The 12,959-nt window shown below is 38.4% G+C and carries 16 protein-coding genes; 14 read left to right on the forward strand and 2 right to left on the reverse strand.

The genetic code is table 11. The features are described 5' to 3' along the window. Positions 1-329: 329 nt before the first annotated feature. Positions 330-1,754: a hypothetical protein gene (locus M2373_RS12550; protein ID WP_259111205.1), complete on the forward strand. Its 1,425-nt coding sequence runs from the start codon at positions 330-332 to the stop codon at positions 1,752-1,754. Between the two features lie 263 nt (positions 1,755-2,017). Then, complete coding sequence (locus M2373_RS12555) at positions 2,018-2,749, forward strand: hypothetical protein (RefSeq protein WP_259111207.1); 732 nt, start codon at positions 2,018-2,020, stop codon at positions 2,747-2,749. Positions 2,750-2,808: 59 nt separating this feature from the next. Here M2373_RS12555 and M2373_RS12560 read toward each other — a convergent pair whose 3' ends face one another. Both M2373_RS12560 and M2373_RS12565 read right to left on the reverse strand, forming a co-directional pair. Then, entirely contained in the window at positions 2,809-3,627 is an 819-nt protein-coding gene (locus M2373_RS12560; RefSeq protein ID WP_259111208.1) for a hypothetical protein, read from the reverse strand. A gap of 45 nt (positions 3,628-3,672) precedes the next feature. After that, positions 3,673-5,109: a toll/interleukin-1 receptor domain-containing protein gene (locus M2373_RS12565; RefSeq protein ID WP_259111210.1), complete on the reverse strand. Its 1,437-nt coding sequence runs from the start codon at positions 5,107-5,109 to the stop codon at positions 3,673-3,675. An 855-nt stretch (positions 5,110-5,964) separates the two neighbouring features. Between M2373_RS12565 and M2373_RS12570 the strand changes: the two genes are divergently transcribed. The 12 genes from M2373_RS12570 (at position 5,965) to M2373_RS12625 (ending at position 12,828) form a co-directional block, all read left to right on the forward strand. Further along, positions 5,965-6,372 carry a single-stranded DNA-binding protein gene (locus tag M2373_RS12570; RefSeq protein ID WP_129058434.1) on the forward strand — a complete coding sequence of 136 codons (408 nt, stop codon included), beginning with the start codon at positions 5,965-5,967 and terminating at the stop codon, positions 6,370-6,372. 58 nt (positions 6,373-6,430) lie between these two features. Continuing rightward, positions 6,431-7,504 carry a DUF932 domain-containing protein gene (locus M2373_RS12575; protein WP_259111215.1) on the forward strand — a complete coding sequence of 358 codons (1,074 nt, stop codon included), beginning with the start codon at positions 6,431-6,433 and terminating at the stop codon, positions 7,502-7,504. A gap of 68 nt (positions 7,505-7,572) precedes the next feature. After that, positions 7,573-7,983 (forward strand): hypothetical protein, encoded by a 411-nt coding sequence (locus M2373_RS12580; protein ID WP_259111218.1) that lies wholly within the window; start codon positions 7,573-7,575, stop codon positions 7,981-7,983. A 26-nt stretch (positions 7,984-8,009) separates the two neighbouring features. Beyond that, positions 8,010-8,426, forward strand: coding sequence for a hypothetical protein (locus tag M2373_RS12585; protein WP_259111220.1), 417 nt, complete (start codon positions 8,010-8,012; stop codon positions 8,424-8,426). 5 nt (positions 8,427-8,431) lie between these two features. After that, the gene (locus M2373_RS12590; RefSeq protein WP_123871770.1) at positions 8,432-8,788 is read left to right on the forward strand and encodes a penicillin-binding protein; all 357 of its coding nucleotides are present in this window, start codon (positions 8,432-8,434) and stop codon (positions 8,786-8,788) included. After that, entirely contained in the window at positions 8,772-8,981 is a 210-nt protein-coding gene (locus M2373_RS12595) for a hypothetical protein (RefSeq protein ID WP_259111225.1), read from the forward strand. The genes M2373_RS12590 and M2373_RS12595 overlap by 17 nt, the downstream gene beginning before the upstream one ends. Before the next feature lie 2 nt (positions 8,982-8,983). After that, complete coding sequence (locus M2373_RS12600) at positions 8,984-9,352, forward strand: hypothetical protein (RefSeq protein WP_123871772.1); 369 nt, start codon at positions 8,984-8,986, stop codon at positions 9,350-9,352. Further along, positions 9,339-9,902, forward strand: coding sequence for a PRTRC system protein E (locus M2373_RS12605; RefSeq protein ID WP_123871773.1), 564 nt, complete (start codon positions 9,339-9,341; stop codon positions 9,900-9,902). Before M2373_RS12600 ends, M2373_RS12605 begins: the two co-directional genes overlap by 14 nt. Positions 9,903-9,912: 10 nt before the next feature. After that, a complete protein-coding gene (locus M2373_RS12610; protein ID WP_123871774.1) occupies positions 9,913-10,131 on the forward strand; it encodes a PRTRC system protein C in 219 nt (72 codons plus the stop codon). Positions 10,132-10,147: 16 nt separating this feature from the next. Then, positions 10,148-11,296: a hypothetical protein gene (locus tag M2373_RS12615; RefSeq protein ID WP_123871775.1), complete on the forward strand. Its 1,149-nt coding sequence runs from the start codon at positions 10,148-10,150 to the stop codon at positions 11,294-11,296. Positions 11,297-11,308: 12 nt separating this feature from the next. Continuing rightward, the gene (locus tag M2373_RS12620) at positions 11,309-12,019 is read left to right on the forward strand and encodes a PRTRC system protein B (protein ID WP_259111231.1); all 711 of its coding nucleotides are present in this window, start codon (positions 11,309-11,311) and stop codon (positions 12,017-12,019) included. Further along, entirely contained in the window at positions 12,016-12,828 is an 813-nt protein-coding gene (locus M2373_RS12625; RefSeq protein WP_123871777.1) for a PRTRC system ThiF family protein, read from the forward strand. The genes M2373_RS12620 and M2373_RS12625 overlap by 4 nt, the downstream gene beginning before the upstream one ends. Positions 12,829-12,959: the final 131 nt, after the last annotated feature.

Genomic DNA, 12,959 nt, shown 5'->3' on the forward strand with positions numbered 1-12,959 from the left:
ATAAGTCGATAATATGTTTTTTGTCTTCACCACTGTAAAGTCTTTTTCTGCGAGTTCCGCAATTTTTTTCTCGTTTCGGGCGCGATACCTTCGCCCATCAACAAGCTTCTGCTTTTTCTAGCCAATATAAAGGCAACAAAAACAAGCGGCAATCCCACGATTACTGATGCTAATCCATCCAGCTCGGGAATTTTTAGTGAATGGTTCAGCCACGTTATCATAGTTACAATTATTAATTCTGAAATCTTTAATATTACAGATTATTCCCTAACTTTCCATATGAATAATTTTAAATAACGATGATCAGGGTCTATATAGATTGGAATGTAATGAGCCAGATGAAAAATGGGCAACACAGTGAATTTTATTCAATTATTTCAGATAACGAGAAATTTTTAAAGCCTTATTCAACTTCGCATCTTGGCGATATTTCTGCGAGTAGCCAAGAACTATCAAATATGGAGAATATCGATTCTGATCTGGATTTTATCTCCAACCTTTCCCAAAATTATTGTTTGTTCCATATAGAGGGCAGAACCGAATTTCGAAACAATCCTCCTCGGGATTTATACATACAGGATAGCAATCTAAGTCAACTACTAGATGTGCTTCGTATCGAACCACTTTCAGACAATCTTGATGAAGAAAGTAGAAATCTTCAGGAACTATTGAATGAGCAAATTACGTTATTTAAAAACACTCCTATCGATAAAGTTTTTCAAAAATCCTTCGAAAACCCTGAAACAGCTCACCTAATGCGCAGCTTTCTCCCTGAACTTGAGGACAATTATACACAGGTTGGACTTTTAACAGCAATCTTTGGAATGATAGAAAGAATGAACAAAAATACAGCTTATAAAGATTTACGTGAAAATCTTCAAGGTGGGGCAGATATAAAAAGAGACCAAATATTTCACAGCGCTTCCCCCTATGAACTCATTGATAAAGCTTATAAAAAAAAAGGAATTTTAGCTGAACCAAAAGGCCCGGCCCATGAGTTTGCCTCCCCCTGGTTTACAGAAATAAGTAATGAATATATAGCACTGGACATGCACGGGTATCAGGAAGATAAAATTTCTATAAACAGAGGCAGGAAACAAACTTTCAGAAATACCATGGAAGATGCTTTTCATACAGCTTTTGCGTCTTCATGTGATTTTTATATTACTCAGGATCAAAGAAACTGTAAAAAGGCAAATGCCGTCTATGAAAAACTTGATATTAACACTATCGCCATGTCGGCCGATGACTTTCTGATCCTTTACAAAAAATGTCTTCAGTTCAAAACAGTAGATTTCCTTAATCAATTGTTGCATTTATTAAAAAATTTAGCACCGTCCAACACCTCCGACCTTAAGAGTAGCCGTTATGACTGCGCTTTCTTTTTCTGCGACTACTTTAATGTTATACGTATAATTACCGATAAAAGTACTAAAAGTCCATTCCTTCTCATGACTAGACATTTACCCACTAACTCCCTACCTATTTTCGGCAAGGAAGCACATGTTCTTGTCAGTAAATTACAGCTGCTTTTGGGTAACGACGTAGATAATTTGGAAAAATTCTCTGATCCAGAATTGGAGCAGATTGGAAAAGACTGTTGGCCCGGCAGACATTGGGAATACGCCGATGTTAACATAAAACTACGCGCTATGGAAGGACATCTGCAATTATATTTGTACCCACCAAATAATAAAAATAGGATTCAAGAGCTATTGCACGCAGTAAAATCCTTTTTTAACTTTGGAAAATAAACGTCTTGACAAATAGCCCTAGCTATCAATAATTTATAAAAAAAATTGTATTATAAATTCCTTGGATTAGCTAAAACTAATCAAATAGAAACATCAACTGAAAATAGCAAAGTAAAATGAATACATCAATTGTCGGAAAGTACGATTTTTTAGAGGGAAATAAATTATATCAAACAAGAGCGAGAGTAGCTTTACCCTACCTAGTTAAACAAGCTGAGGCCCGTCAGACAATTTATTATTCCGACCTTGCTAAAATCCTTGGAATGCCAAATCCACGAAATCTTAATTATGTATTGGGTGTGATTGGAAGTGCAATGAAAGAACTGAGCTTAAGTACTGACATCAGAATACCAGCCATCCAATGTATCGCGATCAGCAAAAGAACAAACCTTCCAGGGGACGGAATTTCTTGGTTTATCGATATTTCTGATTACAGCACCCGTAGCCCAAGCCAGCAGAAAGAGTTTTTGGATGCTATGCTCGCAGAAATATACTTATTTCCATACTGGCGGGAAGTTTTGAATGTTCTTGGTTTGGATCCAATACACATAGACCTTCAAGAAGATTTAGATAAAGCAATCAAAATACGATCAGGAGGTGAAAGCGAAAGCCACAGAAAATTTAAGGAGTTTGTTTCAAAAAACCCTTTAGTACTAGGTCTTAAGGATTCCCTTCCAAATGGAATACTCGAACATGTGCTTCCTTCCGCTGATGTTATTGACATACTATTTATTGATCAATCCCTTAAAATAGGGGTTGAAGTGAAATCTCATATTTCTCCCCCAGAAGATATTTTGCGGGGAATATTTCAGTGTGTAAAATACAAACATTTAATTGAAGCAAAACAAATTGTAGATAATGAACTTCCGAACAGTCGCATTATTCTGGCATTGGAAGGAAGACTTCCCGAGAAATTCATCATAGCAAAAAACCTCTTAGGCATTGAGGTTGTAGATAATATACAAATGTCCAAGGAAAAGTCCATAGAAGAATAAATTGACTTCGCTTGATTTATATTATTTTCATATCATTCTTACAATCCATCAACAAAGAATTATATGAAAATCTTACTTAAAATGCTGCGGTTGTGCCGCAGTAGTAATGTATCCAAAAGATAGAGTTCCTGATCTGAAACAATACTATTTCTTTTATTACTTTCAATTTTCATTGATTTTATGCTATTGGAGATACCCCGATATGGAAATCTTCTAAGCTCACTCATCCGGTCCAATACATATCCGGCAAATTTCTTTTTTATAAAAACCGTATCCTTTTTATTATCAAATCCCTTAACATCTATCCCCACAAAATCAACGCGTGGGTTATTTTCATACCACTGACCCAAAAACCCTTCCTCAATAAATTTAGGAATGTATCTTTCAAATCTTTTTTCCCGTTGAAATCGCTCACGGTCAAAAATGTATTCCTCAACGTTTACTTCCACCTCATCCAGTTCAAGGTATTTGGCAAGACATAAGCGATGTTGCCCACCCGTAGTGAAAAAGTGATCGCCATACTGTTCAACTGTCTTTTCCTCCTCATTAAAGTGGATATGGTCAATAATCTGGTCTAAATCGACCAAATTGTCAATAACCCAATCTAGTCGTTTCAGATCGCCCAATAAATCGTCCCAGTGATATGTCCAGTCCTTTGCCTTATAAGCTGGACAATTGTACGAGTAGGCGTATTCAATACCACATATGTTTGCTGGATTGATCTTCTTTTTTACAGTCCTCTTGCGATAAAAAAACTCCTTATGGAGAATTTCATCCGGGCGATAAACAATATCGCTATGCCAATGCTGATTAGGATAGTTTGGATTATGTAATTTTATCCAGTCTATCCGTTGTTGATGCGAGTACCTGTAGGCCATTTATTTATATTTTTTCGCATTTTACCAATCGATACCATTCCAGGCTTACCTTTCACTTGCAATTGTATCCGGGTTTACAAGCTCATGAATGGAAGGCACTTTCGAATACCCGTTCCCTCCATAACGAATATGGTCATTATTTTCACTTTTGTAAGTTGTCAGTATATTTTTAAGCTCAATCGCTCCTTTTATGTCGAATATTTCCTTTACATTATCAAAATGCTTTTTAGATGTCATTTTTGCGAAAAAATTGATAGGCTGTGATTCTCCATAAATATAAGTATAAGGAAACCACGTTTCGTAATCAACTATCTTCAGATAGCTAACGAAATAACATACCATATCAGCTAATATAAGGTCGGTCTTTTTAAAATTTTCACACAAATTCATAATAATATACTCTCCAAAACCTGTAATCTTCTTGTGTTCCCTAGAAAAATATTGTTCCAGGTATTCATGGTAGCCTCCGATAAAAGTAAACTTAGAAGCTTCTGTCTTTCTGGCATATTTTTCTTTTTTGTAATATTTAGTATGCAGCAGATCTGCAACGAGTTTGTAGTTTTTATTTTTTAAGGCTGCAGCTATTGCATACAGGAAAAGTTCATGAAAAATTACTTTAAAAATGTCAAATCTTGCAGGGCTCCAGCTGCCTTCGTGTTCCCTGGGACTATCATAAAGAGGAGCAGTTTCAAAAAATTCGATTAATAATTCATCGCTATTCTCTAGTTCGTTACTTGCCAAAATTTGAATAAATTGTACAAAATCTTCTTTCAATGGTTTATATGATTTCAGCGTATCATATAATTTCTCTCCGTAACCGATTAAATCTGTTGGCGTATTAACAAGCTCAAAGTCCCAAAGTTTATCTTGAAAGATCTCAATAAAACTTTTCAATTCCCTATATGCAACCTTTCCATTCTTATTGATCTGGTTATTTATTGTCTTTAATTTATTGTGGGTTTCAGCAAGATTTACAACTGAATCGGTAATATAGCTGGGCGCTTTTATTCCTAATTTAGGTTTAGGAAGCGATGGCGCTTCAAGAATATTTCTTAATAATTCCTCATAACTATTTTCAAAGTCCTCTTCCCTAGAAAAATCGATATATTTTCTGCTTTGTAAATACACAGGAAGAAATGCATGTCCATCCTCATCCCTCTCTCTTACGAGTGGAATAAATTTGACTTGCTCTTCCTTCGAATAGATATTGGGCGTAATAATCTGGGTTTCGGTTCCCACACCCCCAGCTCGATCATTAGATTTTTCTGTATATGTTTTATCAGAAACTATAAGTACCCGAAAAATATCTTTTGCCTTAACCATAGTTTCCATGAAACTATGGATATCATGACCATCTTGAAGTGACCACCTATCTAACACAACGTCAACGCTGTCGTTCATTAGTCTTGTTGCAAGATCAACTATCCATTGTTGATGCTCACTATTACCCCATGCATAGGAAATAAATACTTTTTTACTCATGTAAATTGTGCTATTCTAGGTTTAAAATTAGCTTAAATAATGCTTTAAATTCTCCAGCTTTCTATTACACAAAAGTAAGTAAATCTTTGTGTCTAAAAGCAACTAGCAACAGATCCACGCGAATAATATGAAAAACAAATCAAGGAAAAGTTAAAGACCGCAAAATTTTACAGCAGTGCATTTCCTACTCTGTTTGAAAAAATCTATTCAGTCCACTTAACGCTATTCCCAAAATGCCTTATGCATAACATTATTATGGCGTGTGCTTTATGGCACCGGGCTTTCCGTTACAAGTCCTCGTTCCTGTGGGCTTTCCACTTCAATCACTCACGCAAAAGATATCATTTCAAAATCCATAATTCAAAACATCACTATCATTGCCAGCCCACAAAAGCAAAAGCACATTGACGTCATGCCCGTTCCTTCATTGTAAAAGAGCTTTCTGCTTTCCTGATATAGACAATTGAAAGCCGCACTCCTAAGCTCGTCCGACTTGTACGCAGCTTCCAATTACCTATGAATAATACTTTTTTAACACGACTGAAATTTCAGGAAAATAAGATTTGTTTAATCAGTTTTTATCAAAAGAACAGTCGAAAAAGGGAAGTAAAAATACGTCGGCCAGCCACCGACACCACCCTGCAAGAGAAATAACGAATGAACGGTCTACGCCCCAGAGGGTCCCCCCCATTAAATCATCATTTCTCTTGACTTTGCACCATTTGACCGGCGTATACATTGACTTTCTTTTTTTTCCTGTTTTTTCTTTTGAAAAAAATGATTCGGGGCCGAGCCTCAGCAGGACAGGAAAAGGGGGAAGCGTAACAGGATTGTATAACTTAAAAACAGACGATTATGAACATCATCGGAAGACTGACAAAAAATGCAGAAGTCAGCAAAACACCAAACGGAAAAGAAGTTGTCAACTTCTCCATCGCAGTGAATGACAGCTACAAAAACAAAGCAGGACAGCGAATCGAACAGACCGAATTTGTGGACTGCTCCTATTGGCTCACTCCTAAAGCAGTGACATTCCTTGTCAAAGGGCTATTGGTTGAACTATCGGGCAGAATCAGCGCAAGGGCATGGCTGTCAAGTGACGGAACAGCAAAAGCAGGGCTCAATTTCCATACCTCAGCTATCAAGCCTTTAGGGAAACCCGCAAAGCAGGAAAACGGACAAAGCACACAAGGAAGTGCAGGAAAACAGAACGCAAACAACGCAATACAGGCAGGCTCGGATGATGACGATTTACCTTTCTAATCGTCCGATTCAATCTCACAGATTCATCAATAAACAGAACACCTTAAAATCAGAAATCATGGCACATAATCTAAATTACAACAACAGAACAGGCAGATATTCATTTTTCTCAGTAAAGGAAAAGGCTTGGCACGGACTAGGACAGATTGTTCAGGACTACCCTACAAGTGCCGAAGCAATACGGCACGCAGGTCTGGACTACGAAGTAGAAAAAAGTCCACTATTTACAAAAGGTTCGGGCATCGTTCAGATTGCAGACGGTATCGTCATTCAGGACACGGAAATCGAGGTTCCCAATTATTTCGCAAACATCCGCACGGACAACAATACCGTACTCGGTGTGGTGGGTAAAGACTACCATATCGTACAGAATAAAGATGCCTTTACCTTTTTTGATTCTATCGTAGGCGGTGAAAGTGGCATCCTCTATGAAACCGCAGGGGCATTGGGGCAGGGAGAACGCATATTTATCACTGCAAAACTCCCTAACTACATCCGTATCGGTAATTCCGATGATGTGATTGAAAAATATATCTTCCTGACGACCTCCCATGACGGAAGCGGAAGCATCACGGCAGCATTTACCCCTATCCGAATCGTATGTCAGAACACCCTGAACGCTTCTTTGCGCAACATGAGCAACGTTGTACGCATCAAACATACCGCAGGAGCCAAACAGCGCCTGAACGATGCCCACAAAGTAATGGGATTGGCAAACACACTGACCATGCAGATGGACGGCATTTTCAACAATTGGGCAAAGGTCAAAGTAAAGGACAGTGAAATCCGCAAGCTGATTCAGCTCGCCCTATGTCCGAACAAAGAAACATTTGACCTGCTGAAAAAAGGGGCGGATGATGAATTGTCAACGATGTTCAAAAACACGGTAGATGATGCATTCGCATACGCCATGATTAACGATACCCAATTGATGGAAACGACAAAAGGGACATTGTTTGGCGCTTACAATGCCGTGACCGGGTACTTTCAGAATGTACGAAACTACAAAAATCCCGAAGCAAAACTACAGAGCATCGTTCTGGGCGGTACTGCACAGCTCAAAACCCAAAAGGCATTTGAACTATGCACCTCATTTGAGAAAATCGGCGCAGATGTGTTTGAACTGAATTAATAAAACTTTTAAAGGTGGCAGTCCTGCAAAAGTCTGCCACCTAAAAATTAATCCTAAAAGATGTACAAATGAAAACACTAAATCAAATGGATAACCTAGATAGAGCCTATCTACTTGCCAACCTTTTTCCCGATGAACTAAAAAATCTGACGGATTTTATCAAAAAAGAAGCAGATTTCTGCCAAGATAACAAGGTGCAGATTTTAAAGGATTGGACAGAAAAGCATATTACTGCCGAACTATGGTACAACCTAATAGCCTTTTTTGAGCGTAGATACAAAAAGAATGGCACAAAACTGTACAGGAATAAAAAAACATTCAGGGACCAACTTTTTGACGGTTACGATGCGCTGTTCAGTATCAATGCCCTTATCAAATTTACAGCAGAGCCACAGTGTTCTAAAAAGCTAAAATATGCGATTTACTTGCTGTTTGGAGACAATTTACTCGTAACGTTAGACCTAAAATCCGAGCCATGAAACCAACAGCAAAAATAACGGAGTTTATGTTTCTAAAGGTCTACAGTGAGATAGGACGCAACAATTTTGAAATTGCTATCATCAACCTTTCCAAAGACTGGCTCAATGGAACGAAAGAAACAATGGAACTAGTGGAAATGCTTGGAATCAACCCTATTATGGGCTATATCGCAAAAAAAGAACATACTGTTCGGTTTCTCGTTCATGAGTCTACGCATATGCCTTTTTATGAACAGTGGTTCGGTGAAAATGAACTCACTTTTGTTGAAGCAGATGCGCAGGAAATAGAATGGTTATGCAATGAAAATGGATTTGTAAAAAGCGATGTATTACTCGTCCATTCTAACGGAATGGCTCGTTATCAAGCATTCGAAGACATCCGTCTCAGGACATCTGAGTTCGACCTGAAATTGATTCAGGAAATATTAACCCATCAAAATTAATGATTATGACACGTTCAAATCTTCATATCACATTAAGCAACGGCGAAGAAATTATATGTGTTGCCGACAGCACGAGTGCCCCCGAACAGGGTTATATCGTAGAGGAAATTCTTACGCCCTTACTCGCATTAAGCAATAGCAAAAGAGAACTTTCTTTAATCAAAAAGCACTGCACAATGGACGAGAGACGGGCAAATGCGTCTTACCGCTATTACATCAACCTCAAAACCAAAACAGTTAACCTGTTCGAGGAAAATTATAACTACCGTACAGACCGATTTAAAAAAGGCAAGGATTTAACAGAACGCTACACAAGCTACTTAGAAACCTTAAATAATGGAAACCATGAAAAAGGAAATTGAAACAGCGTTTCAGGCGCTCGCCATTATCGCTGAAATGGTAACGAAATTCGGACAGCTCTACGTCCTCAATATATCATCCGAAGATTGGGAGCAACTACAGTATGTCAGGGACGGGCTTGAAAAGGTCATTCACGATAATGGCTACCGAATGAACTACGATAAAAATATTAAGCAGAACATTATTAAAAGATAACTATGGATACTTTGGCAAAATACAAGTTCGCAGATTGGTTATTCAACAGGTTTGTCGAAAAATATAAAAATCAAAATGTCGTGGAAGCGTTCATTTTCTTGGACATCCTTTCACGCTATCAGCTATTTGCACAGGAAATACGCAAACTTTCTGACCAACGAAGACATATCAAAGAACTGCACAGAACCATCACTAAGGCACTGAAAGAAGGAACAGTGCACAGACTTCACCTTGCAGGCGAAGAAGGAACAGCAGAATTTAATAGGGTAATGGCAGAATATGAAGCACAATTAAGGGAAATCGGTCTATCCGAATCATACATCACTGACCGCGTAAGCGACAAAAAAATGAATTATTATGGAAGCAACTAATTTTTTCAGACAGATTGCTAAAATGGAAATGAACAGCAAATTAATGCTAACCATTACCAAAGCAACAGAAAATATAATTATCGTTTCGATATTGATCGAAAATGACAGTTGTGGGGACAAGGCTAAAAACCTGATTCCTCCCTTTAACCTAAAAGGTACGCCCGAAGAACTTGACGAGGGATTTTTTACCCACATCAAAAAACCTGTAGAGACTGCATCTGGTTTGCTGTCCAATATGGAACATTTTATGAAACAGGTAGAACTTGCTCAGGCGAATTCTGCGATGGAAAAACAAAACTCCAATAAGGAACAAAAGGAAAAAGACAACAGAAACAAGAAATATAACGAAGCCATGCTAAAAGCGGATGCCTTTGAAAAGGAAGGAAAATACAAAGATGCTTGGACGGCACTCCCTAAAGTCGGGGATTATCCTGAACATTCCGAAGTTATCAAAAAGAAACAGGAAATCTACGAAAGACAGTTTGCCCCTAGCCTATTTTCAGATACAGTAAAAGAAACAGTCGAAATCACTCACGAGAATAACCCTTAAAATCAATAGTATGTTAGTAGCAACAGCACTTCCAAGAGTATTCGTACTCAAAGAGAAAGAACAGGAAATCAGGCTTGACGACCCTGAGCCAAAATGGAGCGTACAGGCAGTCCTTAATTTTTATTCAAATAACTATCCTGTACTCACCACTGCGAAAATTTCACGTCCCACGATTGCGGATGATACGATTTTCTATCGTTTTGAGACGGTCATCGGAACTAAAGGTTAACTAAAAAATCAAACACATGAATTATGCAAACACAATATCCCGAAACGGTAAAGTTACCAAGAAAAGAAAACCAAGCGCAACTGCACCGACAGTTGGAGCAGTTCGAACGGTGGATGAGAAAACCAAAGGATGCAGGGGAAATACAAAAGGACAAACAGAAGTCCGTACCACCTGCGATGTTGCCAATGCCTTTTTAGGAATGCGCTTTCCTCCACGATTGCAGGAAACCGAAACTATACAGGACTGTGATAGATTAAAAATGGACAGGGATTTTAAAAAATCCCTGTCTCTAATCGCTAAAAAATTTAATCTTTCTTTACAGGATTGTGAAAATATCCCTTTTCCGTATAACATTGCTGAATCAATGGCAGACCTTAAAAAACAGCTTAAAATTACGGAGACGGATTGGAAAGAAGTCCGATTGATACATCATAATAACAGCACCTACTTCGCAAAGGAAGACAGATACGATACAGGAATGACTTTATACTATATCCCTGTGATTCCACTTTATGGTATCCTGCACAATTCAGAAACTGAACAGGCTAGTAAGCTTTTACTTTCTGTATGTGCCTACATCTATCAGGTTCTCGGTGTACCCTACTACAGAACTGATGATTGCTATCTGTACTCTATGTATGAAATACATGAAAATTGGATGTACGATGACGGTGCGGAGGAAGAGTTTATAGCCGACTTCAATGATGCTAAACACATCGGTGATTTTATCAAAAAAATAATCAGTGACCCGATAAACCTGCACAGTTACACAAACCGTTTAAAAACATTTGTCGCAAAAACCGATTTTGATAAAAAATGCCTGACTGTAGCAAAGTCTTTTTATAAGATTTTTAGCGCCTATCCTAATGTTCGAATCAATAGAAAATTCTATCCCTTGCGTTTCAGGGAAAGAATAGAAATTGATGAGCCTGCAATTTCATTGGATAACTATGTTTCATTTTGCGCTTCGATTCACGGTAGTTTATTTGAATCGCTCTGCCAGTCCGTTAACGATGATTTACAGGAATACTGCGAAATAGACGAGCCTACACGCTTTATCCCCTACGACAACAGGAGAATAAAAGAAAACAATTTTGATTTTGAAAGCAAGGTTTTTAATGCCATTGATAACCTTATTCAAATTTGGCAGGAACATCAACTCTAAAATTTAGAAATCATGGAAGATATTACAAACAGCTTTGGAACCTATTTTTACCCCTCAAGCGCATTGGTCTTTTATCAAAGCAACGGTGGCTTAAATGATACTTATGTCGAACACTTTGATATGCACAGTGATGGAGCGCCCGTTAATCCCCACCCCCTCACAATAGGTGAAGCAAAAAGGTTGGCGACAGCCCTAAATATTGATGAAGACAGTCTCACTCAGCTAAAATCAGATGGCATTTTACCCAATAACCTATTGTCATTTGACGCAAAATCCGCAACCATAATCTGGTATAGCAAATCTCAAAAAAGAGAACTTCTATTTTCTGAGGGGCTTGGAATAAAATCAGGAATGGCACAAACCCCGCCTTTGGTCTGGATGGCAGACCGAGAATCACTCCATGTCTATGCATTAGCCATCAATAGAAAACCAACAGCAAACACCGCCCTGCATTATGCGCCTTTTTTCAATGTATATGAAAGTGGTGAGGTCTGTATGGGAACAGTGGACATAAAAGCAACCGAAACAGGTTCCATAAAAGAGCTGATGACCTTATGGGAAAACTATTTTTTTAATAGCTATTTCTCCCACCTGATGGCTGACCATAATCCTGTTGACGGAAACTGCGTACTGCTGTGGGAAAGCTTAATCGGAACTGATACCATGTTCCCAACTGATAGACTTATCAAAAGCAATCAAAAACTTAAAGATATATTACGATGAGAACGCCAAAAACAAATGTCCACTTTTTGGACAATTATCTGCTAAGCCCAACAAACCCCATCCGTGTCAACGTAATCGGTGCAGGTGGAACAGGTTCAAAATTTATGACTGCGCTGATGGAAATCAACCACAGTTTATTGGAACTTAACCACCCAGGATTGGAGGTACATCTTTGGGATAACGATATGATAACCTCGGCAAACGTAGGTCGCCAAAGATTTGCAGAATCAGAAAAGGGACTTTATAAATCTCAGGCAATTATCAATAGGCTGAACCGTTGGTCGGGTACAAACTGGAAAGCCAAAACAGAAAAATTCCAAAGGGATGAAAAAGGAGAAATACCGCTCCATGCAGGTGCATCAATTTATGTATCCTGTGTCGATACCGTGGGTTCAAGATTTACGATTGCAGAAATATTACAGGAACTAAACAGCAAATACGCAAACCACAGGGATAAAGGAAGGTATTGGTTAGACCTTGGGAACACCAAATACACAGGTCAGGCAATACTGTCAACCATTGGAAAAATAGAGCAGCCCACATCAAAGAAATTCAAAACCTTTGATTCGCTTCCCTCCATTATTGTTGAATACGGTGATGCAATGCTCAGTTCTGAAAAAGAGGATAACACACCAAGCTGCTCGCTGGCTGAAGCTCTTTTAAAACAGGACCTTTTTATCAACAGCACCATTGCACAAATGGGAGCTTCCCTCCTTTGGAATATGTTTAAAACGGGAATGACAGAAAATAGAGGCTTCTTTTTAAATCTAAAGAATTTCAGAACTCAACCTATTTGCGTTGGCAGTTGAAAAACTGCCGGCGCCAAAATTCGGCTCCTCCTATGGTCGGAACCGAATTTTGGCAGAAAAGCGGTGCAACCAGTTTTAAAAATAGCACCCGCGGAGCCATTCCATTTTAAAAACCGCTTGCGGCTCGTTCA

Origin of the sequence: Chryseobacterium sp. JUb7, assembly GCF_024806495.1 — a bacterium.
Taxonomy (GTDB): domain Bacteria; phylum Bacteroidota; class Bacteroidia; order Flavobacteriales; family Weeksellaceae; genus Chryseobacterium.

What these genes read in the sequence shown, in the direction of transcription:
- M2373_RS12550 (WP_259111205.1), top strand. Translation starts at nt 330, where the DNA reads ATGAGCCAGATGAAAAATGGGCAACACAGTGAATTTTATTCAATTATT.
- M2373_RS12555 (WP_259111207.1), top strand. Translation starts at nt 2,018, where the DNA reads ATGCCAAATCCACGAAATCTTAATTATGTATTGGGTGTGATTGGAAGT.
- M2373_RS12560 (WP_259111208.1), bottom strand. Translation starts at nt 3,627, where the DNA reads ATGGCCTACAGGTACTCGCATCAACAACGGATAGACTGGATAAAATTA.
- M2373_RS12565 (WP_259111210.1), bottom strand. Translation starts at nt 5,109, where the DNA reads ATGAGTAAAAAAGTATTTATTTCCTATGCATGGGGTAATAGTGAGCAT.
- M2373_RS12570 (WP_129058434.1), top strand. Translation starts at nt 5,965, where the DNA reads ATGAACATCATCGGAAGACTGACAAAAAATGCAGAAGTCAGCAAAACA.
- M2373_RS12575 (WP_259111215.1), top strand. Translation starts at nt 6,431, where the DNA reads ATGGCACATAATCTAAATTACAACAACAGAACAGGCAGATATTCATTT.
- M2373_RS12580 (WP_259111218.1), top strand. Translation starts at nt 7,573, where the DNA reads ATGAAAACACTAAATCAAATGGATAACCTAGATAGAGCCTATCTACTT.
- M2373_RS12585 (WP_259111220.1), top strand. Translation starts at nt 8,010, where the DNA reads ATGTTTCTAAAGGTCTACAGTGAGATAGGACGCAACAATTTTGAAATT.
- M2373_RS12590 (WP_123871770.1), top strand. Translation starts at nt 8,432, where the DNA reads ATGACACGTTCAAATCTTCATATCACATTAAGCAACGGCGAAGAAATT.
- M2373_RS12595 (WP_259111225.1), top strand. Translation starts at nt 8,772, where the DNA reads ATGAAAAAGGAAATTGAAACAGCGTTTCAGGCGCTCGCCATTATCGCT.
- M2373_RS12600 (WP_123871772.1), top strand. Translation starts at nt 8,984, where the DNA reads ATGGATACTTTGGCAAAATACAAGTTCGCAGATTGGTTATTCAACAGG.
- M2373_RS12605 (WP_123871773.1), top strand. Translation starts at nt 9,339, where the DNA reads ATGGAAGCAACTAATTTTTTCAGACAGATTGCTAAAATGGAAATGAAC.
- M2373_RS12610 (WP_123871774.1), top strand. Translation starts at nt 9,913, where the DNA reads ATGTTAGTAGCAACAGCACTTCCAAGAGTATTCGTACTCAAAGAGAAA.
- M2373_RS12615 (WP_123871775.1), top strand. Translation starts at nt 10,148, where the DNA reads ATGAATTATGCAAACACAATATCCCGAAACGGTAAAGTTACCAAGAAA.
- M2373_RS12620 (WP_259111231.1), top strand. Translation starts at nt 11,309, where the DNA reads ATGGAAGATATTACAAACAGCTTTGGAACCTATTTTTACCCCTCAAGC.
- M2373_RS12625 (WP_123871777.1), top strand. Translation starts at nt 12,016, where the DNA reads ATGAGAACGCCAAAAACAAATGTCCACTTTTTGGACAATTATCTGCTA.